Below are 24,370 nucleotides of genomic sequence, written 5' to 3'. Positions count from 1 at the left end.
TGGTGCCAACTGGTGCAACCGCCGGAGTTACTTCGTCAGGTCCGGCCCAGGAGCCGCCACCGCGGCCGGAGTGTCGGCCACCGCGCTCTTCTCCTCGCCGCGGAAGGTGAACGTGGCGTCCTTGCCCTCGCCCTCGACACCCACCACCACGATGTGGCCGGCCCGCAGCTCGCCGAAGAGGATCTTCTCGGAGAGGTGGTCCTCGATCTCGCGCTGGATGGTCCGACGCAGCGGCCGGGCGCCCAGCAGCGGGTCGTAACCGCGCTTGGCGAGCAGCTTCTTGGCCTCGATGCTGAGCTCCAGGCCCATGTCGCGGTCCTTGAGGCGGGCGTCCACCTTGTCGATCATGAGGTCGACGATCTGGATGATGTCGTCCTCCGACAGCTGGTGGAACACCACGATGTCGTCGACACGGTTGAGGAACTCGGGGCGGAAGTGCTGCTTGAGCTCCTCGCCGACCTTGGCCTTCATCCGCTCGTACCCGGTCTGGGTGTCGCCCGAGGCCGCGAAGCCCAGGCCGAAGCCCTTGGAGATGTCCCGGGTGCCGAGGTTGGTGGTCATGATGATGACCGTGTTCTTGAAGTCCACGACCCGGCCCTGGGAGTCGGTCAGGCGACCGTCCTCCAGGATCTGCAGCAGCGAGTTGAAGATGTCCGGGTGGGCCTTCTCGACCTCGTCGAAGAGGACGACCGAGAACGGCTTGCGGCGCACCTTCTCGGTGAGCTGGCCGCCCTCCTCGTAGCCCACGTAGCCGGGCGGGGAGCCGAACAGCCGGGAGACGGTGTGCTTCTCGCTGAACTCCGACATGTCGAGGGAGATCAGCGCGTCCTCGTCGCCGAAGAGGAACTCGGCCAGCGTCTTGGACAGCTCGGTCTTACCGACACCGGACGGACCGGCGAAGATGAAGGAACCGCCGGGACGCTTCGGGTCCTTGAGGCCCGCACGCGTGCGCCGGATGGCCTGGGAGAGCGCCTTGATGGCGTCCTTCTGGCCGATGACGCGCTTGTGCAGCTCGTCCTCCATGCGCAGCAGCCGGGAGGACTCCTCCTCGGTCAGCTTGAAGACCGGGATGCCGGTGGCGGTGGCCAGGACCTCGGCGATGAGCTCCTCGTCGACCTCCGCGACGACGTCCATGTCGCCGGCCTTCCACTCCTTCTCGCGCTTGGCCTTGGCGTTCAGGAGCTGCTTCTCGTCGTCACGCAGCGAGGCGGCCTTCTCGAAGTCCTGCGCGTCGATCGCGCTCTCCTTCTCGCGGCGCACCGCGGCGATCTTCTCGTCGAACTCGCGCAGGTCCGGCGGCGCGGTCATCCGGCGGATGCGCATCCGGGAACCGGCCTCGTCGATCAGGTCGATCGCCTTGTCCGGCAGGAAGCGGTCCGAGATGTACCGGTCGGCCAGGGTGGCGGCGGCGACCAGGGCGGCGTCGGTGATGGAGACCCGGTGGTGGGCCTCGTACCGGTCGCGCAGACCCTTCAGGATCTCGATGGTGTGCGGCAGCGACGGCTCCGCGACCTGGATCGGCTGGAAGCGGCGCTCCAGCGCGGCGTCCTTCTCCAGGTGCTTGCGGTACTCGTCGAGCGTGGTGGCACCGATGGTCTGCAGCTCGCCGCGGGCCAGCATCGGCTTCAGGATGCTGGCGGCGTCGATCGCGCCCTCCGCGGCGCCCGCGCCGACCAGGGTGTGCAGCTCGTCGATGAACAGGATGATGTCACCGCGGGTGCGGATCTCCTTGAGCACCTTCTTCAGGCGCTCCTCGAAGTCACCGCGGTAGCGGGAACCGGCCACCAGGGCGCCCAGGTCCAGCGTGTAGAGCTGCTTGTCCTTGAGCGTCTCGGGGACCTCGCCCTTGACGATCGCCTGGGCCAGGCCCTCGACGACCGCGGTCTTGCCGACACCCGGCTCACCGATCAGGACGGGGTTGTTCTTGGTGCGGCGGGACAGCACCTGCATGACCCGCTCGATCTCCTTCTCGCGCCCGATGACCGGGTCGAGCTTGGTCTCGCGAGCGGCCTGCGTCAGGTTGCGGCCGAACTGGTCGAGGACCAGCGAGGTCGACGGGGTGCCCTCGGCGGGGCCGCCGGCCGTCGCCGACTCCTTGCCGCCGCCCTGGTAACCGGAGAGCAGCTGGATGACCTGCTGCCGCACCCGGTTGAGGTCGGCGCCCAGCTTCACCAGGACCTGGGCCGCGACGCCCTCGCCCTCCCGGATCAGGCCGAGCAGGATGTGCTCCGTGCCGATGTAGTTGTGGCCGAGCTGAAGGGCCTCGCGGAGCGACAGCTCCAGCACCTTCTTCGCCCGCGGGGTGAAGGGGATGTGGCCGGACGGGGCCTGCTGCCCCTGCCCGATGATCTCCTCGACCTGCTGGCGGACCGCCTCAAGAGAGATCCCGAGGCTCTCCAAGGCCTTAGCGGCGACACCCTCGCCCTCGTGGATCAGGCCCAGGAGGATGTGCTCGGTGCCGATGTAGTTGTGGTTGAGCATCCGGGCTTCTTCCTGAGCCAGGACGACAACCCGCCGCGCGCGGTCGGTGAACCTCTCGAACATCGTTAATCGCTCCTCAGAGCGGTCGGGCAGTTCGGGGACTGTCCCCGCCCTGTCCTTCCGCATGCTAGTCCCGCTCAGCGGCGCGGCCCACGTAGTTCCCCGCGGTGCACGGGGATATCTAAGCTGCGCGACCAGCCGACACCCTTCCCAACCTGATGCTGGGAGACGGTGTTCCCGCCAGTGCGGCCGATGCACGTGTTCCCGCTACGCCAATGGCGAACACGCTCCGGGCCGGGGCCCCGCGAACCGCACTGCTGGCCGTCCCACCTGCATTCATACCGGAAATTCCGGCTCTTCTCGCGCAGTTTCCCGGGTGGCGTTGTTCGCCAGGCGAGAAGTCCGCCCGGGCGGCTCCGAGGGACGGGGGGTCGGCCCGGGCGGGCCGGGGGCCGGGCGCCGGTGCCGCCGAACGGGGTGGTCGGCGTGACCGTGCCCGTTGATCCAGCGTTGCACAGTCCATGACTGATCACACGGCCACGGCGCCCGCCGCGGGGGACGTTCCGGTGGCCGGTCGCGGCCCCGGGCGCGGCGCTGCCCGCGGGCACGGCCACGGGGCGCGGAGGGAGGCCCTCCGCGCCCCGTCGTGGCGGCCGGGCGGCGCGCCCGCCGGTGCCGGGGCGCCGGCGGATCAGGAAGCGGCTGCCTGCGCCGCCTCGTAGGCCTCCCGCACGTTGCTCGGGACGCGGCCGCGGTCGTTCACGTTGTAGCCGTTGTCCTTCGCCCACGTGCGGATCTTGGCCGTGTCCGCGCTGCCGGCGGACGGACGGGCCGAGCCGCGGCCCCCGGTGCGGCGCGTGCCGGTGAGCCGACCGCTCTGCTTGCGGCCCTTGTCGACGTACGGAGCGAGCAGGCTGCGCAGCTTCTCCGCGTTGTCGGACTTCAGGTCGATCTCGTAGGCAACGCCGTCGAGGGCGAACGTCACCGTCTCGTCCGCCGAACCGCCGTCGAGATCGTCTTCAAGAATGACCTGCACCCTCTGTGCCACGGGACTCCCTTTCCGCTTAACGATCCAATGCCTTAGGGAAAGGAAACCGCCTTTTCTCGGAAAACACAAACCCCGGGCTGTTCGAGGCACTGAGTCATGTGCGCCGCGGCAAGTCCCGAGGGGTGGTTCAGAGGTGCAGCAGCATGCGGGAGTTGCCCAGGGTGTTGGGCTTCACCCGCTCCAGGTCGAGGAACTCCGCCACTCCTTCGTCGTAGGAGCGAAGGAGTTCTTCATACACTTCCGTAGCGATGACGGCCGGGTCTGTCGTACCATCATCGGTTTCCCCGATCTCCACGAAGCCGTGTTTCGCGAAGAACGCGACCTCGAACGTCAAGCAGAAAATCCGACGGACGCCCAGCCAGCGCGCGGTCTGCAGCAGCTTCTCCAACAGGACGTGTCCGATCCCGTGGCCCCGGCAGATCGGATCCACCGCCAGGGTGCGGACCTCGGCCAGGTCCTCCCACATCACGTGCAGCGCCCCGCACGCCACCACGGTGGCGTCCGCGTCGCGTTCCACGACCCAGAACTCCTGGATGGATTCGAACAGCGTGACGGTGGGCTTGTCGAGCAGAATACCGTCGCGTGAGTAGGCGTCGATGAGCCGGCGCACGGCCCGCACATCACTGGTCCGCGCCCGGCGGATGGTGACCTCCATGGCGGGACGTTATCGCGCCGGACCCTCCCCCTCCGGACCGGCCACCCGGAGTGCGTCGGCGAGGGCTTCCCGCTGCTCGGCCGACATCATGCCGAAGAAGTGCACCAGGGCCGCCGCCGGATTGTCACTGGTGCCCCAGGCGTCGTGCATCAGCGTCGCCGTGTACGCCTCGCGGGTCGAGACCGGCGCATATCGATAGGCCCGGCCCTCCCGTTCCCGGCGCAGCCAGCCCTTTCGATAGAGCTTGTCGAGCACGGTCATCACGGTGGTGTAGGCGATATCCCGTTCCGTGCGCAGATCGAGCAGCACCTCGCGAACCGTCACCGGGCGGTTCCACTCCCACACCCGGGTCATGACGGCGTTCTCGAGCTCGCCCAGCGGCCGGACCACAAGACCACTTTAGGGATGTTCGTCCGGAGAATGCGGAAGGCCGCTCCCGGCGCGGGAGCGCGCGGAGCGGCCTTCCGCGGGCGCCTGGGCCCGCTGCACGGCAGCCGTGGCTACTGGGCGGCGTCCTGCTGGGACGCCCGCACCAGGGCCTCGGCGGCGGCGTCCTCCTTGCCCTTCTGGGCGCCTCCCTGGCTGCGGATGATGGCCCGCACCAGGAACCCGAAACCGATCGCCATCACCAGCGGCGGCACGAGCGCACTCACGTACTGCATCGGATCACTCCTCTTCGGACTCGGCGTCGCCGGCCTTGGCCGCCGCGGCACCCTTGGTTTCGGCCTTGCTTCCCAGATCGGGCCGGACCAGCGGGAAGAGCACCGTCTCGCGGATGTTCTTGCCGGTGAGCAGCATGATCAGGCGGTCCACTCCGAGCCCCAGGCCGCCGGTGGGCGGCATCGCGTACTCCAGGGCGCGCAGGAAGTCCTCGTCCAGCTGCATCGCCTCGACGTCGCCGCCGGCCGCCAGCAGCGACTGCGCGGTGAGCCGGGCGCGCTGCTCGACCGGGTCGATCAGCTCCGAGTAGGCGGTGCCGATCTCGGTACCGAAGATCACCAGGTCCCACTTCTCGGCGACGCCCGGGATCGAACGGTGCTGCCGGGTGAGGGGGGAGACCTCGGTCGGGTAGTCCTTGATGAAGGTCGGGCGGATCGCGTTCTCCTCGAGCAGCCGCTCGATCATCTCCAGGACGATCTGGCCGTGGCCCCACTCCTTCTCGTAGGGCACGCCGGCCGCGTCGCAGAGCTTGCGCAGCTCCTCGACACCGGTCTCGGGGGTGATCTCGGTGCCGATCCGCGCCGAGATCCCCGGGTAGACGCTGACCTCCTCCCACGGCTCGGCCAGGTCGATCTCGTGCTCCACGCCGTGCGGGTCGGTGCCGCGGACCACGGTGGTGCCCAGCGCGTCCATGGCGGCGTTGACGACGATCGCCCGGATCAGCTCGGCCTGGGTGTCGTAGTCGCCGTATGCCTCGTACGACTCCAGCGCGGTGAACTCCGGGTTGTGGGTCGCGTCCGCGCCCTCGTTGCGGAAGTTCCGGTTGATCTCGAAGACCTTCTCGGCGCCGCCGACCACCAGCCGCTTGAGGTACAGCTCGGTGGCGATCCGCAGGTAGAGGTCGATGTCGTAGGCGTTGATGTGGGTGATGAACGGCCGGGCGTTGGCGCCGCCGTGGATCGGCTGCAGCATCGGGGTCTCGACCTCGAGGTAGCCGCGGTCCTCGTAGGTGCGGCGGATCGAGCGGATCACCTTGGTGCGCAGCTGCAGCATCTCGCGCGCCTCGGGGTTGACGATCAGGTCGACGTACCGCTGGCGGACCCGGGCCTCCGGGTCGGTCAGGCCCTTGTGCTTGTCCGGCAGCGGACGCAGGCACTTGGCGGTCAGCGCCCAGTTGTCCACCATGACGCTCAGCTCGCCGCGCCGGGAGGTGATCACCTCGCCCTCGACGCCCACCTGGTCGCCCAGGTCGATGTCGGTCTTCCAGGCGGCCAGCCGCTCCTCGCCGAGCTTGTCCAGCGACAGCATCACCTGGAGGTCACCGGAACCGTCCCGCAGGGTGGCGAAGCAGAGCTTGCCGCCGGTGCGGGCCAGGATCACCCGGCCGGTGACGCCGACCCGCTCGCCGGTCGCGACGTCCGGGCCCAGGTCGGGGTGCTTGGCGCGCAGGTCGGCGATGGTGGTGGTGCGGGGGAAACCGACCGGGTACGGGTCGACGCCGGCGGCGCGCAGCCGCTCCAGCTTCTCGCGCCGCACGCGCATCTGCTCGGGAAGGTCGTCGGTCGCGGGAAGGCTGCTCTGATCGCTCACCTCACCAGGGTAGCGAGCGCGAACCGGTGCCCCGCCACCGGTTATCGCGGGGTGGCGGGGCACCGGGGGCGCGGGCGGGCCGCACGGCCGGCTGGAGCGTCACCGGGTCGACAAGCGACGGTCACCCGGTGCCGGTCGCCAGCTCCTGCGGTCCGTCGTCCTCGTGCCCGTCCGCCGGGCGCGGGGCCTCGCGGTGCTGGGGCGGGCGGGGGCGGCGGGCGAAGAGCTCGGCGGGGGTGGGGATGCGGGCCGGGGCGGGGGCCGGGGTGACGGGGGCCGGGCGGCGCGGTTCGGAGGTCATGGTGGTCCCTTCGGAGCGGTCGGGGCTGGGGACGGCCGTGAGGTGGCGGGCCGGCGGCGCGGCGCTGCGGGCCAGCCGCTCGCGGACGGCGGCCTCGGCCAGCGCGTGGCAGCGGCCGGCCAGGCGGGAGCGGCGGGTGCGTTCGCCGGGGCCGCAGGGCTGGCGGGTGAGGGTGCGCAGGGCTGACAGGTCGTCGGGCTCGGGGAGGTAGCCGTCGGCGACGGCCTCCTCCAGACGCTCCAGGTAGCCGCGGGCGGCGCCGGGCAGGGCGGTGCGGTAGCGGACGAGTTCGGCCAGCAGGAAGCCGCGCAGTCGGCCGCCTTCGAGGACGGCCTCGTCGATCGCCTCGGCCAGCCGGAGCGCCTCCTGGACGTCCTCCGCCCAGAGGACGGCCAGGTCGGCGCCGAGCGGCAGCTGGGCCGGGACGGTGGGGTGGAGGGCCTGGGCGAGGGCACGGCGCAGCACGCGCACTTCGTCGGCGCTGAAGGCCATGCCGCCGCGGGATCCGTGTGGCGTAGGCATGCGTTGACACTACGTGAGGAATATCCGATTTGTCGGAATCCTGACGCCGTGTCAACCGCGGTTGGTCCGAGTGGCTCAGCTGGTCGGCTTGTTGCGCTCGAACACCAGGCGCAGCCCGATCAGGGTCAGCCAGGGCTCGTGCACGTCGATCGAGTCGGCCTCGCCGAGCACCAGCGGGGCCAGCCCGCCGGTGGCGATCACCTGCACGTCCTCCGGATCCTTCGGGGAGAGCTCCCGGGCCATCCGGCCGACCAGGCCGTCCACCTGCCCGGCGAAGCCGTAGAGCACCCCGGACTGCATGCCCTCCACGGTGTTCTTGCCGATCACGTTGCGCGGGCGGGCCAGCTCGATCTTGCGCAGCTGGGCGCCGCGCACCCCGAGCGCCTCCACCGAGATCTCGATGCCGGGGGCGATCGCCCCGCCCACGTAGTCGCCGCGCTCGTTGATCGCGTCGAACGTGGTGGCGGTGCCGAAGTCCACCACGATGCACGGTCCCCCGTAGAGGTGGTTGGCGGCCAGCGCGTTGACGATCCGGTCGGCACCCACCTCCTTGGGGTTGTCCATCAGCACGTGCACCCCGGTCTTCACCCCGGGCGCCACCAGCACCGCCGGCACGTCGCCGTAGTAGCGGCGGGTCACCTCGCGCAGCTCGTGGAGCACCGCCGGGACCGAGGAGCAGATCGACAGCCCGTCCACCTGCTGGGCGTGGGCCCCCATCAACCCGTTCATCAGCACGGCCAGTTCGTCGGCGGTGCGGCGCGGATCGGTGGAGATCCGCCAGTGTTCGACGACCTCCCCGCCGTCGAACAGGCCGAGCGTGGTCTGGGTGTTGCCGACGTCGATGGTGAGGAGCATGGGCTGCTTTTCTCCAGGGTGACGGGGGCGGAAGGGTGGCGGAGCGTCAGGAACGCAGGTCCAGGCCGATGTCCAGGACCGGCGCCGAGTGGGTCAGGGCGCCGACCGCCAGGTAGTCGACACCAGTCTCGCCAACCGCGCGCGCGGTGGCCAGGGTCAGGCCGCCGGAGGCCTCCAGCTTGGCCCGGCCGCCCACCAGCCGGACGGCCTCCCTGAGCTCCTCCAGGGTGAAGTTGTCCAGCAGGATCAGCTCCGCCCCGGCCTCCAGCACCGGCGGGATCTGCTCCAGGGTGTCGACCTCGACCTCCACCGGCAGCTCCGGGTAGGCCGCCCTGACGGCCCGGAAGGCCTCGGCCACGCCGCCGGCCGCGACCACGTGGTTGTCCTTGATCAGCGCCGCGTCGGAGAGCGCCATCCGGTGGTTCACGCCGCCGCCGCAGCGCACCGCGTACTTCTGCAGCGAACGCAGGCCCGGGTGGGTCTTGCGGGTGTCCCGGACCACCGCGCCGGTGCCCTGGAGCGCGTCCGACCACTGCCGGGTGGCGGTGGCGATGCCGGACAGGTGGCAAAGCAGGTTGAGGGCGCTGCGCTCGGCGGTCAGCAGGTCGCGGGTGCGGCTGCGCACCGAGAGCAGCACCTGGCCGGCCTCGACCCGGTCGCCGTCCTCGACGTGCCGCTCGACCTCGAACTCCTCCTCGCAGATCAGCGAGACCACGGCCTCGGCGATCCGCAGGCCGGCGACCGTGCCGGCCTCGCGGGCGGTGAAGTCGGCGGTGGCCACCGCGTCGGCCGGCACGGTCGCCACCGAGGTGACGTCCTCGCCGCCGGCCAGGTCCTCGGCCAGCGCCAGGGTGGCGATGTCCTCCACCTCGACCGGGTCCAGGCCGGCCTCCTCCAGCAGCTCGGCCAGCGCCGGGTCCAGGCCGGTCTCGTAGCCCTCGGCGTCGCCGCAGGCGCAGCCGTCGCCGCAGCCACCCGGCTCCTCGGCCATCGGAAGGTGCTCGTGGGCCATCTCTCAGTGCTCCTCTGTGCTTGCGGCCGGCGCGCTGCCGACCGGCGTGCTGCCGACCAGCCGGACGCCGGTGCCGCTCATGTCCGGTGTGGCGGTCAGGGCGGTGATCAGGTGACGCTGCCAGCGGGCATCGTCGCGCTCCGGGTGGTCCTCGCGCCAATGGCAGCCGCGCGTCTCGGTGCGCTCGGCGGCGGCGGTGACCAGTGCGGTGGCGACGAGCAGCAGGTTGGCCGCCTCCCAGGTCTCCACCCGGGGGTCGGCCGGCTTCTGCTCGGCGGCGTCGGACGCGGCGTCCCGGCTCAGCTCCGCGAGGCCGGCCATGGTCGCGGCCAGCGACTCGGCCGAGCGCAGCACGCCCGCACCGCGCGACATCAGGTGCTGGATCCGGGCCCGGGTCTCCGGCGCGGGCAGCGGGACGGGCAGCGCGGCCCCGGCCGCCGCGACGTCCACGGTGCGCTCCGGCAGTTCGCCGGCCCGGTGGCGCTCGGTCAGGTCGGCGGCGATCCGCTCGGCGAAGACCAGGCCCTCGAGCAGTGAGTTGGAGGCCAGCCGGTTGGCGCCGTGCACACCGGTGCAGGCCACCTCGCCGCAGGCGTACAGGCCCGGCACCGAGGTGCGCCCGTGCAGGTCGGTGCGCACGCCGCCGGAGGCGTGGTGCGCGGCCGGGGCGATCGGGATCGGCTCGGTCACCGGGTCGATCCCGTGTGCGCGGCAGGACGCCAGGATGGTCGGGAACCGCTCGGCCCACATCTCGGCGCCGAAGTGCCGGCCGTCCAGGTACATGTGGTCGGCGTCCTGCTCCTGCATCCGCCGGATGATCCCCTTGGCCACGATGTCGCGCGGGGCCAGCTCGGCCAGCTCGTGCTGTCCGACCATGAACCGGATGCCGGCCGCGTCCACCAGGTGGGCGCCCTCGCCGCGGACCGCCTCGGAGACCAGCGGCTGCTGGCCGTGCGCCTGCGTGCCGAGCCAGAGCACGGTCGGGTGGAACTGGACGAACTCCAGGTCGGCCGCCTCGGCGCCGGCCCGCAGCGCCAGCGCCACGCCGTCGCCGGTGGAGACCGCCGGGTTGGTGGTGGCGGAGAAGACCTGGCCCATGCCGCCGGTGGCCAGCACCACGGCCCGGGCCCGGACCGCGCCGACGCCGTCCCGCGCGCCCTCGCCCATCACGTGCAGGGTGAGGCCGGCCGCGTGGCCCCCGGCGTCCTTCAGCAGGTCGAGGACCATGGCGTGCTCGACCAGCTCGATGCCGGGAGCCCGGCGGACGGCGGCGACCAGCGCCCTGGATATCTCGGCCCCGGAGGCGTCGCCGCCGGCGTGCGCGATCCGGCGGCGGTGGTGGCCGCCCTCCCGGGTGAGCATCAGCTCGCCGTCCGGATCGGTGTCGAAGGCGGCGCCCTGTTCGATCAACCGCCGCACCGCGCCCGGGCCTTCGGTGACCAGGACGCGCACGGCCGGCTCGTCGCACAGCCCGGCGCCGGCCACCAGGGTGTCGGCCAGGTGCTGCTCGGGGCTGTCACCCTCGCCCAGCGCGGCGGCGACACCGCCCTGGGCCCAGCGGGTGGAGCCGTCGTCGAGCATCGCCTTGCTGACGATCGTCACGCGCAGTCCGGCCTGGCGGGCGCCGAGCGCGACGGTGAGCCCGGCCACGCCGGAGCCGACCACCACGACGTCGGTGTCGGCGGTCCAGCCCGGGGTGGGGGCGGTGAGACGGTGGGTCACGGCGCAGCTCCTAGCGGGTGTGCACGGCGTCGCCGCGCAGGGTGTCCGTGCCCGGCAGCGCCTCGGCGGCGTCCGAGCCGGTGCCGGTGATCCGGTTCTCGGCGTCCACGAAGACCACCGTCGGCTCGAACTCCTTGGCCTCGGCGGTGTCCATCTGCGCGTAGGCGATCAGGATCACCAGGTCGCCGGGGTGGACCAGCCGGGCGGCCGCGCCGTTGATGCCTATCACGCCGGTGCCGCGCGGGCCGGCGATGGTGTAAGTCTCGAGCCGGGCGCCGTTGTTGATGTCGACGATGTGGACCAGCTCGCCGGGCAGGATGTCCGCCGCGTCGAGCAGGTCCTCGTCGACCGTCACCGAGCCCACGTAGTGCAGGTCGGCCTGGGTCACGGTGGCCCGGTGGATCTTGGACTTGAACATGGTGCGAAGCATGGTCACGCCTCCTCTGAGTGCATGCCTGGGAATTGCCGGCCGGTCATCGAACGATGATGCGGACGTTGTCGATCAGGCGGGTGGTGCCCACCTTCGCGGCGACCGCCAGCACCGCCTCGCCCTGGAAGTCGTCCGGCGCCTCGACGAAGTCGTGCGGGTCGATCAGGGCGAGGTAGTCAAGCTCGACGCCGTCGGCGGCCTCCAGCACCTCGGCGGCGGCCGCGCGGACCGCCGCCGGGCCCTGCGCGCCCGCGTCGCGGCCGGCGAACAGCGCACGGGAGAGCGCCAGCGCCTGCTCGCGCTCGGCCTCGGAGAGGTAGCGGTTGCGCGAGGAGAGCGCCAGGCCGTCCGGCTCGCGGACGGTCGGCACGCCGACGATCTCGACGTCGAAGTCCAGGTCGGCGACCATCCGCTGGACGATCGCCAGCTGCTGCGCGTCCTTCTCGCCGAAGAACGCGTAGTCCGGATCGGTGATGTGCAGCAGCTTGGCCACCACCGTCAGCATCCCGTCGAAGTGGCCGGGGCGGCTGGCACCCTCGAACCGCTCGCCCATCGGCCCCGCGGAGAGCCGGACCAGCGGCTCGCCGTTCGGGTAGACCTCTTCCGGCAGCGGGGCGAAGACCACGTCGGCGCCGTTCTCCTCGGCGAGCCGGACATCGGCCGCCAGGCTGCGCGGGTAGCGGTCCAGGTCCTCGTTCGGGCCGAACTGCAGCGGGTTGACGAACACCGTCACGGCGACCCGGCCGTCCCGGCCGACCTGGCGGCGGGCGGCCCGGATCAGCGCCGCGTGGCCCTCGTGCAGCGCGCCCATGGTCATCACCACGGCGTTGTCCACCGGGCGCTCGTCCGGCCAGAAGGCCGCCTCGAAGTCCTCGACGGTGTGGGTGAGCCGGGTGCCGCGGGGCTTCGCGGCGGGCTTCGGGCGGGCCATCAGTGCTTCTCCTCGTTGAGTACGTCCAGCAGCGAGGCCGCCGCTTCGTCGTCGATCGTCCCGTGCGCCAGGGCGCGCTGGGCGGTGGCCCTGGCCATCGCCCGGTAGGCGGCCGGGATGTCCGGGGACACCGTAGCCAGCTGCGCCAGGTGGCGGCGCACGGTGCCGGCGTCGCCGCGGGCGACCGGGCCGGTCAGCGCGGCGTCGCCGGCGCGCAGGCTGTTGTCCAGGGCCGCGCCGAGCAGCGGGCCGAGCATCCGGCCCGGCTCCGCGACACCGGCGGCGCCCAGCAGCTCCATCGCCTGGGCCACCAGGGTCACCAGGTGGTTGGCGCCGTGCGCCAGGGCGGTGTGGTAGAGCGGACGGACCTCCTCCGGCACCCACTCCGGCTCGCCGCCCATCTCCACCACCAGCGCCTCGGCCACCGGGCGCAGCTCCTCGGGGGCGGTCACCCCGAACGGGCAGCCGGCCAGCCGGGCCAGGTCGACGGAGGTGCCGGTGAAGGTCATCGCGGGGTGCAGCGCCAGCGGCAGCGCGCCGGCCCGGGTGGCCGGCTCCAGCACCGCCACGCCGTGCGCGCCGGAGGTGTGCACCAGCAGCTGGCCGGGGCGGACCGCACCGGTGGCGGCCAGCCCGGCCACCAGGGCGGCCAGCGCGTCGTCGGGCACGGTGAGCAGCACCAGGTCGGCGGCGGCCATCACCTGCGGGGGCGACACCAGCCGCACCCCGGGCAGCAGGGCCTCGGCGCGGCGGCGGGAGGCGGTGGACACCCCGGCGGCGGCCACCACCTGGTGGCCGGCCAGCTGCAGGGCGGCGCCGAGGGCCGGGCCGACCCGGCCGGTGCCGACCACGCCGACGGCGAGGCGCGCCGGGCGCTCGGCGGGGTCCTGGAGGTCCCCCCGGGCGAAGTCCGGGGGAGGGTCGGCGGGGGAGTCGAACGAGGAGCTCACGGCGTTCCAGTCCTCTACGGGTACCAGACGGTCCGTCCCATCCTACGGCCCGGCCGCGAGTGGGCTCAGCGGCTGCCCGCCCTGAGCAGTCCGGCCTCGTAGGCGAGCACCACGGCCTGCACCCGGTCGCGCAGCCCCAGTTTGGCCAGGATCCGGCCGACGTGGGTCTTCACGGTGGCCTCGGAGAGCGTCAGACCGGCCGCGATCTCGCCGTTCGACCGGCCCTGGGCGACCAGCAGGAACACCTCGCGCTCGCGGTCGGTGAGCGGGGCCAGGGCGGTCGGTCCGCTCGGCGGCTGGGTGACGGGCAGCACCTCGGCGAACCGGTCGATCATCCGCCGGGTGGTGGTGGGGGCCACCACCGCGTCGCCCGCGTGCACCGAGCGGATCGCGGTGACCAGTTCCGGCGGCGGCACGTCCTTGAGCAGGAAGCCGCTGGCACCGGCCTTGAGCGCGGCGAAGGCGTACTCGTCCAGGTCGAAGGTGGTGAGGATGAGCACCTTCGGGGCGCCGGGCCGCGGCAGCCCGTCGGCGTCCAGGCAGATCCGGCGGGTCGCCTGCACGCCGTCCAGCCTGGGCATCCGGACGTCCATCAGGACGACGTCGACGGCGGCCCCGCCGGCTGAGGCGAGCACCTCGACGGCGGCGGCGCCGTCGCCGGCCTCGGCGGTGATCTCGATGTCGGGCTGCGACTGGAGCACCATCCGGAAGCCGGTGCGCAGCAGTTCCTGGTCGTCCACCAGCATCACGCGGATGGTCACTTGCGTCTCCTCCTTGGGGTCATCGGCCGGCCCTGAGCGGGAGCACCGCGCGGATCCGGAAACCGCCACCGGGCCGCGGCCCGGCGTCCAGGCTGCCGCTGACCATGCCGATCCGCTCCCGCATGCCGATCAGGCCGTGGCCCTGGCCGTCGGCACCGCCGTTGGCCAGCTGCTCGTCGGTGCTGCCGCGCCCGTCGTCCTCGATCACCACGTTGAGGTCGCGGTCGCCGAAGTCGACCGCGACCCGGGCGCTGACGTTGGGCCCGCCGTGCTTGCGGACGTTGGTCAGCGCCTCCTGGACGATCCGGTAGACCGTCAGCTCCACGCCGCGGGGCAGCTCGCGCGGGGTGCCGGAGGTGGAGAACTCCACCGGCAGACCGGCGGTGCGGACCTGCTCCAGCAGCTCGGGCAGCTCCTGGACGCTGGGCTGCGGCACGTACTCCTCGGTGGTGTCGGCGGTGCGCAGCAGGCCCAGCAGCCGGCGCATCTCGACCAGCGCCTGGCGCCCGGTGGTGGCGATGGTGGCGAGTGCCTCCTTGGCCTGGGCCGGGGAGTTGTCCATCACGTAGGCGGCGCCGTCGGCCTGGACGATCATCACCGAGACGTTGTGCGCCACCACGTCGTGCAGCTCCCGGGCGATCCGGGCCCGCTCGGCGGCCACCGCCACCTTGGCCTGGGCGTCGCGCTCCCGCTCCAGCCGCTCGGCCCGGTCCTCCAGCTCGGTGAGGTAGGCGCGGCGCACCCGGGTCAGCCGACCCCAGGCCCAGCACAGGATGAACGGGGTGGAGAGCAGCGCGCCGACGAAGACCTGCTGGGCCGCGCTCCGCCCGGTCGGGGTGGAGTCGCCCTGCGTCCAGTGCTCCTCCAGCACGGCCAGCGGACCGGCCAGCAGGCCGCCGGTCAGGGCCAGCCGGGAGACCCACTGGGTGCCGAACGCGGCACCGGTGTAGGTGAAGACCAGGTAGCCGATCGAGGAGCCCTGCGGCGCGATGCCCAGCCCGACCTGGAGCAGGCCGAGCCCGAGGCCGGCGGTGACCGCCAGGGTCGGCCAGCGCCGCCGGACCACCATCAGGCAGCCGATCAGCGCGGTGATGGCGAAGTACCCGATCCGGTGCCAGCTCTCCTCGCGGTACTGGGAGACCAGCGACAGGAGGACCACCAGGGCTGCCCAGGCGCCGTCGACCACCATGGGGCGTCCGCGGAGCCAGGCATAAAGTCGATGCACGTGACCAAGCCTAGGCAGGCGAGGAGGGCGTCCCCGTCCACCGGGAGAGCGATCCGGGCATCGTCCGCAGGTCGGAGGCCGGTACCGTCACCGGCATGACCTGGATGCGCTGGCGCCCCGCCATGGAACGGGCCCTGTACGCGGCCGGGGGCGGCTTCTACCACCGCCCGGAGGGCCCGGCCGGGCACTTCAGGACGTCCGTGCACGCCTCGCCGCAGTACGCCGAGGCGGTCGGCAGGCTGCTCCTGGAGGTGGACGAGGCACTGGGCCACCCGGAGGAGATCGCCCTGATCGACGTCGGGGCCGGGCGCGGCGAGCTGGTGGGGCGGCTGGCGCACCTGCTGCCCGGCCGGCTGCGGGCCTACGGCGTGGAGCTGGCCGCGCGACCGGACGGGCTGGCGCCCGGGGTGCGCTGGCGGCGGAACGTGCCCGAGGGGGTGGTCGGGCTGCTGTTCGCCAACGAGTGGCTGGACAACGTGCCGCTGGAGGTGGCCGAGCGGGACGACGCCGGGGTGCTGCGGTACGTGGAGGTGGACGAGGGCGGGGCGGAACGGCTGGGCGGGCCGCTGGAGCCGGCCGACGCCGCCTGGGTGGCGCGCTGGTGGCCGGACGGCGAGCGCTTCGAGATCGGCCGGCCGCGGGACGAGGCCTGGGCGGCGGCGGTCGGTGCGCTGGAACGGGGGCTCGCCGTGGCGGTGGACTACGCGCACCGCACGTCGGACCGGCCGACTTTCGGCACCCTGACCGGCTTCCGCGCGGGCCGCGAGGTCGCCCCGGTGCCGGACGGCGGCTGCGACCTGACCGCCCACGTGGCGCTGGACTCGGTGGCCGTCCCCGGTTTCCACAGCCTGTGGACGACGCAGCGGGACGCCCTGCGGGCCCTCGGGGTGTCCGGCGCGCGGCCGCCGCTGGAGCTGGCCGGCAGCGACCCGGCCGGCTACCTGCGGGCGCTGGCCGGGGCCGGGGAGGCCGCGGAGCTCACCGCGAGCGCCGGACTGGGCGGCTTCGGCTGGCTGGTCCAGGCCGTCCGGATGCCGGTACCGGAGAGCCTGGCGGTGCTGCCGGGATGGCAGACTCTGGAAGCATGAGCACGCTTAGGGAGACCACGGTCGGGGTCGGTGCGGGCGCGGAGACGACCGCCACCGACATGGTGCTGAACATCGGCCCGCAGCACCCGGCCACCCACGGGGTGCTGCGGCTGCGGCTGGTGCTGGACGGCGAGCGCATCGTCGAGGCCGAGCCGATCATCGGCTACATGCACCGCGGCGCCGAGAAGCTCTTCGAGGCCCGCGACTACCGGCAGATCATCATGCTGGCCAACCGGCACGACTGGCTCTCCGCCTTCGCCAACGAGCTGGGCGTGGTGCTCGCCGTCGAGCGCATGCTCGGCATGGAGGTGCCGGTCCGCGCGGTCTGGACCCGCACCCTGCTGGCCGAGCTCAACCGGGTGCTCAACCACCTGATGTTCCTCGGCTCCTACCCGCTGGAGCTGGGCGGGATCACCCCGGTCTTCCACGCCTTCCACTCCCGGGAGGAGCTCCAGCACGTGCTGGAGGAGGCCAGCGGCGGGCGGATGCACTACATGTTCAACCGGGTCGGCGGCCTCAAGGAGGACCTGCCGGCCGGCTGGCTCTCCCGGGTGCGCGCGGCCGTCGCCGCGGTCCGCGCCCAATTGCCGGTCTTCGAGGACCTGGTGCTGGGCAACGAGATCTTCCGGGCGCGGACCGCCGGGGTCGGGGTGCTCTCCCGGGAGCACGTGCAGGCGTACGGCGTCACCGGCCCGATCGCCCGGGCCAGCGGCGTCGACTTCGACCTGCGCCGCGACGAGCCCTACCTGGCCTACGGCGAGCTCGGGGACGTGCTCAGCGTGGCGGTCCGCGAGGAGGGCGACTGCCTGGCCCGCTTCGAGTGCCTGCTGGAGCAGACCGCCAACTCCCTCGACCTGGCCGACGCCTGCCTCGACCGCCTCGCCCGGCTGCCCGCCGGCCCGGTCAACCTGCGGCTGCCTAAGGTGGTCAAGGCCCCCGAGGGCGAGATCTACGCGTGGACCGAGAACCCGCTCGGGATCAACGGCTACTACCTGGTCTCGCGCGGCGACAAGACGCCGTGGCGGCTCAAGCTCCGCTCGGCGTCCTTCAACAATATCCAGGCGCTGACCGAGCTGCTGCCCGGCACCCTGGTCGCCGACATGGTCGCGATCCTCGGATCGCTCTTCTTCGTGGTCGGGGACATCGACAAGTAGCGGGCTACTCGGCCGGCTTGGCCTTCTTGCCACGCTTCGGACCCGCCGTCGCCTTCCGGTTTCCGGGATCCGCCGGGTGGGGCGCCAGCTTGCGGTCGCCCTTGGCGGCGATCCGCTGCTCGCACAGCTCGGCCAGCACCGCGTACGCCTCGGGGCCCATCAGCTCGGTCAGCTCCGGCTTGTAGCTGACGTACACCGGCTGCGAGGCCTGGTGCGCCTCCGGGCTGCTGGTGCACCACCAGTGCAGGTCGTGGCCGCCCGGGCCCCAGCCGCGCCGGTCGTACTCGCCGATCGACACCTGGAGGTAGCGGGTGTCGTCCGGGCGGTCGATCCAGTCGTAGGTGCGGCGGATCGGCAGCTGCCAGCAGACGTCCGGCTTGGTCTCCAGCGGCTCCTTGCCCTCCTTGAGCGCCAGGGTGTGCAGCGCGCAGCCGGCGCCGCCGGCGAAGCCCGGGCGGTTGAGGAAGATGCAGGCGCCGTCCACCCGGCGGGTCTGGCGGTCGCCGTCCTCGTCCAGCATGGTGATGCCGCCGTCGATCTTCAGCCGGCCCTTCTTGTCGGTGCCCTCCGCGAAGTGCTGCCAGGTCTCTGGGGTGAGCCGGCGGGCGTGCTCGATCACCCGCTGCTCGTCGTCATCGTCCGAGTAGTGCGCGCCCAGCGTGCAGCAGCCGTCGGACTCGCCGCGGCCGGGGCGGATGCCGTGGCAGCCCTGGCCGAAGATGCAGCCCCAGCGGGAGGTCAGCCAGGTGAGGTCGCAGCGGAACACCTGGTCATCGTCGGCGGGGTCGGCGAACTCGACCCAGGCGCGGGGGAAGTCCAGCCCGACCTCGGGGAGGGGCTTCTTGCTGGTGGGGGTGGGGATGTCGATGGCGGCCACCCGGCAAGGGTAGGACAGCCGGGTGGCCTTCCGCGTCCGGGTGCGCGGCCCGGTCGGCGCAGGAGCCGCGCTCAGCTGGCCAGGAAGTCCTCGACGGCCTTGGCGAACGCCACCGGGACCTCGTACATCGGGTAGTGGCCGGAGCCCGCCACCACCTCCAGCTCGGCGTTCGGGTAGAGCGGCAGCCAGGTGGCCGCCACCAGCTCCCGGGTCAGTGCCAGGTCGTGCTCGCCGACGAACACCTTCACCGGCAGCTCCAGCCCGGCCACCTTGGCGGCGAAGTCCTGTCCGGCCCAGTCCTGGAAGTAGGCGGCGAAGGCGTCCACCCGGGAGGTGGCGCTGGAGCGGGCGACCATCCGGTCCAGCCAGACGTCCTTGGCGCGCTGCCCGGTGACCAGGTCGAGGATGATCCGCCGGGCGGTGAAGTTCTGCGCCGCGGCCTCGAACAGCTCGCGCTCCTCGTCGCTCAGCCGGTAGGCGGCGGCCATCACCGGCGCGACGCCGACCAGCTTGCGCACCCGGCGCGGCGCCTCGGCCAGCACCAGCTGCGCCGCCTTGCCGCCCATCGAGTGCCCGACCAGCGAGAAGGTCTCCCAGCCCAATTCGTCGGCCAGCGCCAGGACGTCCCGGGCGATCTCGGCCAGGGTGTAGTCGCCGGGTTCGGCGACCCGGTCGCCGTAGCCGCGGTAGTCGAGCATCGCGTAGGAGAACGCCGACTTGTCCAGGTAGTCGAGGAAGGGCCCCCAACCGGCGGTGGTGCCGAACCAGTCGTGCAGCACGATGACCTTGTGCTCGCCCGAACCGTGGCGGCGGTGACTGATCGTCATGTGGTGATGGCTCCCGGGTACGAGGGTTCGTCAGTACCCAGGCTGGCGGCACGGCGAATCGATCAGCAATCGAACACGCGGGATTTCCGCAGGTGCCGTGGCGTAGCGTGGTGGATTATGCGACTGGGTGTGCTCGACGTAGGTTCCAACACGGTTCACTTCCTGGTGGTGGATGCCCACCCGGGAGGTGCGCCGCTGCCCGCCTACTCGCACAAGGCGGAACTGCGGCTCGCCGAACTGCTGGACGGACAGGGGGCGATCCGGGAGGACGGGATACAGCGGCTGATCGACCACGTCGCCTCCTCGCTGCGGGTCGCCGAGGACAAGGGCGTGGTGGACCTGCTGCCGTTCGCCACCTCGGCGGTGCGCGAGGCCGCCAACGGCGAGGCGGTGCTGCAGCGGGTGAAGGAGGAGACCGGCGTCGAACTCCAGGTGCTCTCCGGGCAGGACGAGGCCCGGCTGACCTTCCTCGCGGTGCGCCGCTGGTTCGGCTGGTCCTCCGGCCGGCTGCTCGACCTGGACATCGGCGGCGGCTCGCTGGAGATCGCCTGCGGCATCGACGAGCAGCCCGACGCCGCCTTCTCGCTGCCGCTCGGGGCCGGCCGGCTGACCGCCGACATGCTGCCGGACGACCGGCCGGACCCGGAGGCCGTGCGCGAGCTGCGCCGGCACGTCCGGGCCCAGATCGCCACCGTGATCGGCGAGATCTCCCGGCTCGGGCCGCTGGACCACGCGGTCGCCACCTCAAAGACCTTCAAGCAGCTGGCCCGGATGACCGGCGCGGCCCCCAGCGAGGCCGGGGTGCGGGTGCCGCGCAAGCTGAGCCGCGCCGGGCTGGCCGCCTGGGTGCCGCGGCTGTCGACCATGACGGCGGCCGAGCGGGCCAAGATCCCCGGGGTCTCCGAGGGCCGGTCCAGGCAGCTGCTGGCCGGTGCCCTGGTGGCGGACGCGGCGATGGACCTGTTCGGCCTGGACGAGCTGGACATCTGCCCGTGGGCGCTGCGGGAGGGCATCATCCTGCGCCGGCTGGACTCGTTGGAGGGCACTGCCGGCCGCTGATCGAACGAGGAGCGCATAACCTGATGGGCGTGGACCAGGAGAGCGGCCGGCCGCGGCGCCGGGTGACCAGGCGGAGGGAGCAGCCGCGGCGGGACCCCCTGCTGCGCACCACCGACCGGTTGGTGCTGCCCCGCCACCAGGTGCTCCACGTTCCCGACAACAAGATCGCGCTGTCCACCGCCTCGGTCTACCCCGACAACACCCGGATCGCCTTCGAGCTGGCCGCCAAGCTCGGCTACGACGGCGTCGAGGTGATGGTCTGGAACGACCCGGTCAGCCAGAGCCTGCCCGCCCTGCGCGAGCTCTCCGAGCGCTACGCGATGCCGATCCTGGCGGTGCACGCGCCCTGCCTGCTGATCACCCAGCGGGTCTGGAGCACCGACCCGTGGACCAAGCTGAAGCGGGCCCGGGCGGCTGCCGAGAAGCTGGGCGCGGACACCGTGGTGGTGCACCCGCCGTTCCGCTGGCAGCGGCAGTACGCCAAGGAGTTCGTCCAGGGCATCGAGCGGATGGCGGGCGAGACGGCGGTGAAGTTCGCCGTCGAGAACATGTACCCGTGGCGCTACCGGGACCGCGAGATGCTCGCCTACGCGCCCGGCTGGGACGTCACCGAGGAGGCCTACCGGCACTTCACGGTGGACCTCTCGCACGTCGCCACCTCCCGGATCGACGCCTTCGAGATGGTCGACCGGATGGGCGAGCGGCTGGCCCACGTGCACCTGGCCGACGGCTCCGGCTCCGGCAAGGACGAGCACCTGATCCCGGGGCGCGGCAAGCAGCCGTGCGCCGAGGTGCTGGAGCGGCTGGCCCGCACCGGCTTCGAGGGCCACGTGGTGCTGGAGGTGAACACCCGCCGCTCCGGCTCGCCGGCCGAACGCGAGGCCGACCTGGCCGAGGCGCTGGCCTTCACCCGGCTGCACCTGGCCACCGGCGCCCGCGTACGCTGAGGGCAGGACGCGCACCAACGGGGAGTGGGGACATGACGGACGTTCAGCACCAGACGCACGCGAACTCCTTCGGTGCCGTGGCCGCCGAGTACGACAGGGCCCGGCCGTCCTACCCGCCGCGGCTGTTCGAGGAGATCGAGCGACTGGCCGGCCGCCCGCTGCGCGGGGCCGACGTGCTGGACGTGGGCGCCGGCACCGGGATCGCCACCCGGCTGCTGGCCGAGCGCGGCGCCCGGGTGATCGCCGTCGAGCCGAGCGGCGGGATGGCCGCCCAGCTGCACGCGGTCAGCCCGGAGATCCCGGTGGTCAAGGGGGTCGGCGACGACCTGCCGTGCCACGACGAGAGCGCCGACCTGGTCACCTACGCCCAGGCGTTCCACTGGACCGACCCGGACAGGTCGATCCCGGAGGCGCTCCGGGTGCTGCGCCCGGGCGGGGCGCTGGTGCTCTTCTGGAACCTCAAGGACCGCTCGGTGGACTGGTTGGCCGAGCAGGAGCGCCGGCACGCGGCGGCGCTGCCCTCGTACCACTACTACGGCACCATGAACGCCGTCACCGAGCCGCTCTCCCGCCACCCGCTGGAGGTCTCCGGCGCCACGGTGCGCTGGGAGCGGACCATCACGGTGGACGACGTGATCACCGACCTGCGCTCCAAGTCGTACTTCGCGGTGGCCGAGCCCGAGCTGCGCGAGTCGGTGCTGGCCGACGACCGGGCCTGGCTGCTGGGGCTGTTCCCGGACGGCCGGGTGGTGGAGCCGTACACCGTGGACCTGACGGTGGCCGTCAAGCCGCGTTGACCCGGGTGGACCCCGCGGTGACCGGGATGCGGACGGTGCGTCCGTTCCCCGGGACGGCGGCGTAGGCTCGGCAGACATCAGCCGCCTGAGGGAGTGGAGAAGGCAGTGCCCGAGCTGAGGTCCCGTACGGTCACCCACGGTCGCAACATGGCGGGCGCCCGCGCGCTTCTGCGCGCCGCCGGCGTAGCCCGCGAGGACTTCGGCAAGCCGATCGTCGCGGTGGCCAACTCCTTCACCGAGTTCGTCCCCGGCCACACCCACCTGCAGCCGGTCGGCCGGATCGTCTCCGAAGCGATCAAGCAGGCCGGCGGCATTCCGCGCGAGTTCAACACCATCGCGGTGGACGACGGCATCGCGATGGGCCACGGCGGGATGCTCTACTCGCTGCCGTCCCGCGACCTGATCGCCGACAGCGTGGAGTACATGGTCAACGCGCACTGCGCGGACGCGCTGGTCTGCATCTCCAACTGCGACAAGATCACCCCCGGCATGCTGATGGCCGCGCTGCGCCTCAACATCCCGGTGGTGTTCGTCTCCGGCGGCCCGATGGAGGCCGGCCGGGCCACCCTGGTGGACGGCACGGTCCGCCGCCTCGACCTGGTCAACGCGATCTCCGACGCGGTCAACGAGTCGGTCTCCGACGCGGACATCGCGATCATCGAGGAGAACGCCTGTCCGACCTGCGGCTCCTGCTCCGGGATGTTCACCGCCAACTCGATGAACTGCCTGACCGAGGCGATCGGCCTGTCGCTGCCCGGCAACGGCTCGCTGCTGGCCACCCACACGGCACGCCGGGCGCTCTACGAGCGGGCCGGGCGGACCGTGGTGGAACTCGCCACCCGCTACTACGACCAGGACGACGAGGCGGTGCTGCCGCGCAACATCGCCACCCGCGCCGCGTTCGAGAACGCCATGGCGCTGGACATCGCGATGGGCGGCTCCACCAACACCATCCTGCACCTGCTGGCCGCCGCCCAGGAGGCCGAGCTGGACTTCGACATGCGGGCCATCGACGGCATCTCGCGCAAGGTCCCGTGCCTGTCCAAGGTCGCCCCCAACGGCGACTACTACATGGAGGACGTGCACCGGGCCGGCGGCATCCCCGCCATCCTGGGCGAGCTGCACCGGGGCGGGCTGCTCAACGCGGACGTGCACACCGTGCACGCCGACTCGCTGACCGAGTGGCTGAAGACCTGGGACATCCGGGGCGGCTCGCCGTCCCCCGAGGCGGTCGAGCTGTTCCACGCGGCGCCCGGCTGCGTGCGCACCGCCGAGGCCTTCTCGCAGTCCGAGCGCTGGGAGTCGCTGGACACCGACGCGGCCGGCGGCTGCATCCGCGGCGTCGCGCACGCCTACTCGGTGGAGGGCGGCCTCGCGGTGCTTTACGGCAACCTGGCCGAGGACGGCTGCATCGTGAAGACCGCCGGGGTGGACGAGTCGATCTGGACCTTCTCCGGCCCGGCCGTGGTGGTGGAGTCGCAGGAGGACGCGGTGGACGCGATCCTCGCCAAGCGGGTCAAGGAGGGCGACGTGGTGGTCATCCGCTACGAGGGCCCCAAGGGCGGCCCCGGCATGCAGGAGATGCTCTACCCGACCTCGTTCCTCAAGGGCCGGGGCCTGGGCAAGGCGTGCGCGCTGATCACCGACGGCCGGTTCTCGGGAGGCACCTCGGGCCTGTCGATCGGCCACGTCTCCCCGGAGGCGGCTTCCGGCGGCACCATCGCGCTGGTCGAGGACGGCGACATCATCTCGATCGACATCCCCAACCGCTCGGTCAGCCTGGAGGTCTCCTTCGAGGAGCTGCACGAGCGCCGGATGCGGCTGGAGGAGAACGGCGGCTACCGCCCGGCGCACCGCGAGCGCCCGGTCAGCCAGGCGCTGAAGGCCTACGCCGCGATGGCGACCTCCGCCGACAAGGGCGCGGTGCGGGACGTCACCAAGCTCGGGTGAGCCGGTCGGTCCCGCCGGGTCTGCATAATCGGTTGGTGTGAACGATGTGACCGCGCCCGCCCCCGAGCCCATCCGCTTCTTCGGCACCAGCTGGGTGACCAGGGGCGGCGACTACTGGCTGCGGCGGGCGGCGGTCTCACTCGGGGCCCTGGTCACCGTGGTGGCCGGGGCCCTGGTGCTGCGGTTCGCGGTCGCCGGGGTGGCGCTGTCGCGGTCGGGCGGCCTGGTGAACGGGATGCTGCTGCTGGCCATCGCCGTCTGCACCTGCCTGGCGGGGCTGCGGATGTGGAAGATCGTCACTGCCGGACGGGACTCGCTGACCGGCTGGATGGCCGAGGACCGGTCGCTCGGGGCGGTCTGGCTGATCGGCTGCGTGGGCTCGGCGGCCGCCTACTTCCTGCGCAGCCTGGTCGAGGCCCCCGGCGAGGCGGTCCAGCGGGCGGCCTGGGAGGAGGCGAAGGCCCGGACCGCGAAGCGCAGGGCGGCGCGGCCCGGGCGTCCGGGCGGGAAGAAGGGGAAGCGGTAGGG

The 24,370-nt window shown here is 72.4% G+C and carries 23 protein-coding genes and 1 pseudogene; 7 read left to right on the top strand and 17 right to left on the bottom strand.

The window, feature by feature from the left end:
• Window positions 1-27 precede the first annotated feature (27 nt).
• The 15 genes and pseudogenes from LN042_RS29975 to LN042_RS29905 form a co-directional block, all read right to left on the bottom strand.
• Window positions 28-2,544 carry an ATP-dependent Clp protease ATP-binding subunit gene (locus LN042_RS29975; RefSeq protein ID WP_230054549.1) on the bottom strand — a complete coding sequence of 839 codons (2,517 nt, stop codon included), beginning with the start codon at window positions 2,542-2,544 and terminating at the stop codon, window positions 28-30.
• Between the two features lie 628 nt (window positions 2,545-3,172).
• Window positions 3,173-3,529, bottom strand: coding sequence for a histone-like nucleoid-structuring protein Lsr2 (locus tag LN042_RS29970; RefSeq protein ID WP_230054548.1), 357 nt, complete (start codon window positions 3,527-3,529; stop codon window positions 3,173-3,175).
• A 127-nt stretch (window positions 3,530-3,656) separates the two neighbouring features.
• A complete protein-coding gene (locus tag LN042_RS29965; RefSeq protein WP_230054547.1) occupies window positions 3,657-4,184 on the bottom strand; it encodes an amino-acid N-acetyltransferase in 528 nt (175 codons plus the stop codon).
• A 9-nt stretch (window positions 4,185-4,193) separates the two neighbouring features.
• The gene (locus LN042_RS29960) at window positions 4,194-4,574 is read right to left on the bottom strand and encodes a BlaI/MecI/CopY family transcriptional regulator (protein ID WP_230054546.1); all 381 of its coding nucleotides are present in this window, start codon (window positions 4,572-4,574) and stop codon (window positions 4,194-4,196) included.
• 110 nt (window positions 4,575-4,684) lie between these two features.
• Window positions 4,685-4,846: a hypothetical protein gene (locus LN042_RS29955; RefSeq protein WP_230054545.1), complete on the bottom strand. Its 162-nt coding sequence runs from the start codon at window positions 4,844-4,846 to the stop codon at window positions 4,685-4,687.
• 82 nt (window positions 4,847-4,928) lie between these two features.
• Window positions 4,929-6,398 (bottom strand): annotated as a pseudogene (lysX, locus tag LN042_RS29950) (bifunctional lysylphosphatidylglycerol synthetase/lysine--tRNA ligase LysX); the annotation flags it as partial.
• Between the two features lie 157 nt (window positions 6,399-6,555).
• Window positions 6,556-7,257 carry a dihydrofolate reductase family protein gene (locus LN042_RS29945; RefSeq protein WP_230054544.1) on the bottom strand — a complete coding sequence of 234 codons (702 nt, stop codon included), beginning with the start codon at window positions 7,255-7,257 and terminating at the stop codon, window positions 6,556-6,558.
• Between the two features lie 75 nt (window positions 7,258-7,332).
• Window positions 7,333-8,112, bottom strand: a complete 780-nt coding sequence (locus LN042_RS29940) for a type III pantothenate kinase (protein WP_230054543.1) — start codon at window positions 8,110-8,112, stop codon at window positions 7,333-7,335.
• A gap of 46 nt (window positions 8,113-8,158) precedes the next feature.
• Window positions 8,159-9,124, bottom strand: a complete 966-nt coding sequence (gene nadC, locus LN042_RS29935; RefSeq protein WP_230054542.1) for a carboxylating nicotinate-nucleotide diphosphorylase — start codon at window positions 9,122-9,124, stop codon at window positions 8,159-8,161.
• Window positions 9,125-9,127: 3 nt separating this feature from the next.
• Window positions 9,128-10,846 (bottom strand): L-aspartate oxidase, encoded by a 1,719-nt coding sequence (locus tag LN042_RS29930; RefSeq protein ID WP_230054541.1) that lies wholly within the window; start codon window positions 10,844-10,846, stop codon window positions 9,128-9,130.
• Between the two features lie 10 nt (window positions 10,847-10,856).
• Entirely contained in the window at window positions 10,857-11,276 is a 420-nt protein-coding gene (panD, locus tag LN042_RS29925; RefSeq protein ID WP_230054540.1) for an aspartate 1-decarboxylase, read from the bottom strand.
• 43 nt (window positions 11,277-11,319) lie between these two features.
• Window positions 11,320-12,207, bottom strand: coding sequence for a pantoate--beta-alanine ligase (gene panC, locus LN042_RS29920; protein ID WP_230054539.1), 888 nt, complete (start codon window positions 12,205-12,207; stop codon window positions 11,320-11,322).
• The gene (locus LN042_RS29915) at window positions 12,207-13,157 is read right to left on the bottom strand and encodes a Rossmann-like and DUF2520 domain-containing protein (RefSeq protein ID WP_308191887.1); all 951 of its coding nucleotides are present in this window, start codon (window positions 13,155-13,157) and stop codon (window positions 12,207-12,209) included. The genes panC and LN042_RS29915 overlap by 1 nt, the downstream gene beginning before the upstream one ends.
• A 65-nt stretch (window positions 13,158-13,222) precedes the next feature.
• Window positions 13,223-13,918, bottom strand: coding sequence for a response regulator (locus LN042_RS29910; protein WP_230054538.1), 696 nt, complete (start codon window positions 13,916-13,918; stop codon window positions 13,223-13,225).
• A 19-nt stretch (window positions 13,919-13,937) separates the two neighbouring features.
• A complete protein-coding gene (locus LN042_RS29905; RefSeq protein ID WP_230054537.1) occupies window positions 13,938-15,143 on the bottom strand; it encodes a sensor histidine kinase in 1,206 nt (401 codons plus the stop codon).
• A 95-nt stretch (window positions 15,144-15,238) separates the two neighbouring features.
• Here LN042_RS29905 and LN042_RS29900 point away from each other — a divergent pair, with 95 nt between their 5' ends.
• Together LN042_RS29900 and LN042_RS29895 are read left to right on the top strand one after the other, a co-directional pair.
• Window positions 15,239-16,231: an SAM-dependent methyltransferase gene (locus LN042_RS29900; protein WP_230054536.1), complete on the top strand. Its 993-nt coding sequence runs from the start codon at window positions 15,239-15,241 to the stop codon at window positions 16,229-16,231.
• Window positions 16,228-17,385: an NADH-quinone oxidoreductase subunit D gene (locus tag LN042_RS29895; protein WP_230054535.1), complete on the top strand. Its 1,158-nt coding sequence runs from the start codon at window positions 16,228-16,230 to the stop codon at window positions 17,383-17,385. Before LN042_RS29900 ends, LN042_RS29895 begins: the two co-directional genes overlap by 4 nt.
• Before the next feature lie 4 nt (window positions 17,386-17,389).
• Here LN042_RS29895 and LN042_RS29890 read toward each other — a convergent pair whose 3' ends face one another.
• Both LN042_RS29890 and LN042_RS29885 read right to left on the bottom strand, forming a co-directional pair.
• Window positions 17,390-18,262, bottom strand: coding sequence for a DUF3109 family protein (locus tag LN042_RS29890; RefSeq protein WP_230054534.1), 873 nt, complete (start codon window positions 18,260-18,262; stop codon window positions 17,390-17,392).
• Between the two features lie 71 nt (window positions 18,263-18,333).
• Entirely contained in the window at window positions 18,334-19,089 is a 756-nt protein-coding gene (locus LN042_RS29885) for an alpha/beta fold hydrolase (RefSeq protein ID WP_230054533.1), read from the bottom strand.
• Window positions 19,090-19,206: 117 nt separating this feature from the next.
• Here LN042_RS29885 and LN042_RS29880 point away from each other — a divergent pair, with 117 nt between their 5' ends.
• From LN042_RS29880 to LN042_RS29860, 5 genes are all read left to right on the top strand, one after another.
• Window positions 19,207-20,148, top strand: coding sequence for a Ppx/GppA family phosphatase (locus tag LN042_RS29880; protein ID WP_230054532.1), 942 nt, complete (start codon window positions 19,207-19,209; stop codon window positions 20,146-20,148).
• 140 nt (window positions 20,149-20,288) lie between these two features.
• Window positions 20,289-21,095 (top strand): sugar phosphate isomerase/epimerase family protein, encoded by an 807-nt coding sequence (locus LN042_RS29875; RefSeq protein WP_230054565.1) that lies wholly within the window; start codon window positions 20,289-20,291, stop codon window positions 21,093-21,095.
• Between the two features lie 32 nt (window positions 21,096-21,127).
• Window positions 21,128-21,892, top strand: coding sequence for a class I SAM-dependent methyltransferase (locus LN042_RS29870; RefSeq protein ID WP_230054531.1), 765 nt, complete (start codon window positions 21,128-21,130; stop codon window positions 21,890-21,892).
• A 105-nt stretch (window positions 21,893-21,997) separates the two neighbouring features.
• Entirely contained in the window at window positions 21,998-23,842 is a 1,845-nt protein-coding gene (gene ilvD, locus LN042_RS29865) for a dihydroxy-acid dehydratase (RefSeq protein ID WP_230054530.1), read from the top strand.
• A gap of 37 nt (window positions 23,843-23,879) precedes the next feature.
• Window positions 23,880-24,368 carry a hypothetical protein gene (locus LN042_RS29860; protein WP_230054529.1) on the top strand — a complete coding sequence of 163 codons (489 nt, stop codon included), beginning with the start codon at window positions 23,880-23,882 and terminating at the stop codon, window positions 24,366-24,368.
• Window positions 24,369-24,370: the final 2 nt, after the last annotated feature.

This window comes from Kitasatospora humi (assembly GCF_020907985.1).
Taxonomy (GTDB): domain Bacteria; phylum Actinomycetota; class Actinomycetes; order Streptomycetales; family Streptomycetaceae; genus Kitasatospora; species Kitasatospora humi.
This window is presented reverse-complemented; position numbering and strand designations above follow the sequence as displayed.

Bases quoted from the DNA above. Each gene is read 5' to 3' on its own strand.
- LN042_RS29975 (WP_230054549.1), bottom strand. From the start codon at position 2,544: ATGTTCGAGAGGTTCACCGACCGCGCGCGGCGGGTTGTCGTCCTGGCT.
- LN042_RS29965 (WP_230054547.1), bottom strand. From the start codon at position 4,184: ATGGAGGTCACCATCCGCCGGGCGCGGACCAGTGATGTGCGGGCCGTG.
- LN042_RS29955 (WP_230054545.1), bottom strand. From the start codon at position 4,846: ATGCAGTACGTGAGTGCGCTCGTGCCGCCGCTGGTGATGGCGATCGGT.
- LN042_RS29945 (WP_230054544.1), bottom strand. From the start codon at position 7,257: ATGCCTACGCCACACGGATCCCGCGGCGGCATGGCCTTCAGCGCCGAC.
- LN042_RS29940 (WP_230054543.1), bottom strand. From the start codon at position 8,112: ATGCTCCTCACCATCGACGTCGGCAACACCCAGACCACGCTCGGCCTG.
- nadC (WP_230054542.1), bottom strand. From the start codon at position 9,124: ATGGCCCACGAGCACCTTCCGATGGCCGAGGAGCCGGGTGGCTGCGGC.
- panD (WP_230054540.1), bottom strand. From the start codon at position 11,276: ATGCTTCGCACCATGTTCAAGTCCAAGATCCACCGGGCCACCGTGACC.
- panC (WP_230054539.1), bottom strand. From the start codon at position 12,207: ATGGCCCGCCCGAAGCCCGCCGCGAAGCCCCGCGGCACCCGGCTCACC.
- LN042_RS29900 (WP_230054536.1), top strand. From the start codon at position 15,239: ATGACCTGGATGCGCTGGCGCCCCGCCATGGAACGGGCCCTGTACGCG.
- LN042_RS29895 (WP_230054535.1), top strand. From the start codon at position 16,228: ATGAGCACGCTTAGGGAGACCACGGTCGGGGTCGGTGCGGGCGCGGAG.
- LN042_RS29885 (WP_230054533.1), bottom strand. From the start codon at position 19,089: ATGACGATCAGTCACCGCCGCCACGGTTCGGGCGAGCACAAGGTCATC.
- LN042_RS29880 (WP_230054532.1), top strand. From the start codon at position 19,207: ATGCGACTGGGTGTGCTCGACGTAGGTTCCAACACGGTTCACTTCCTG.
- LN042_RS29870 (WP_230054531.1), top strand. From the start codon at position 21,128: ATGACGGACGTTCAGCACCAGACGCACGCGAACTCCTTCGGTGCCGTG.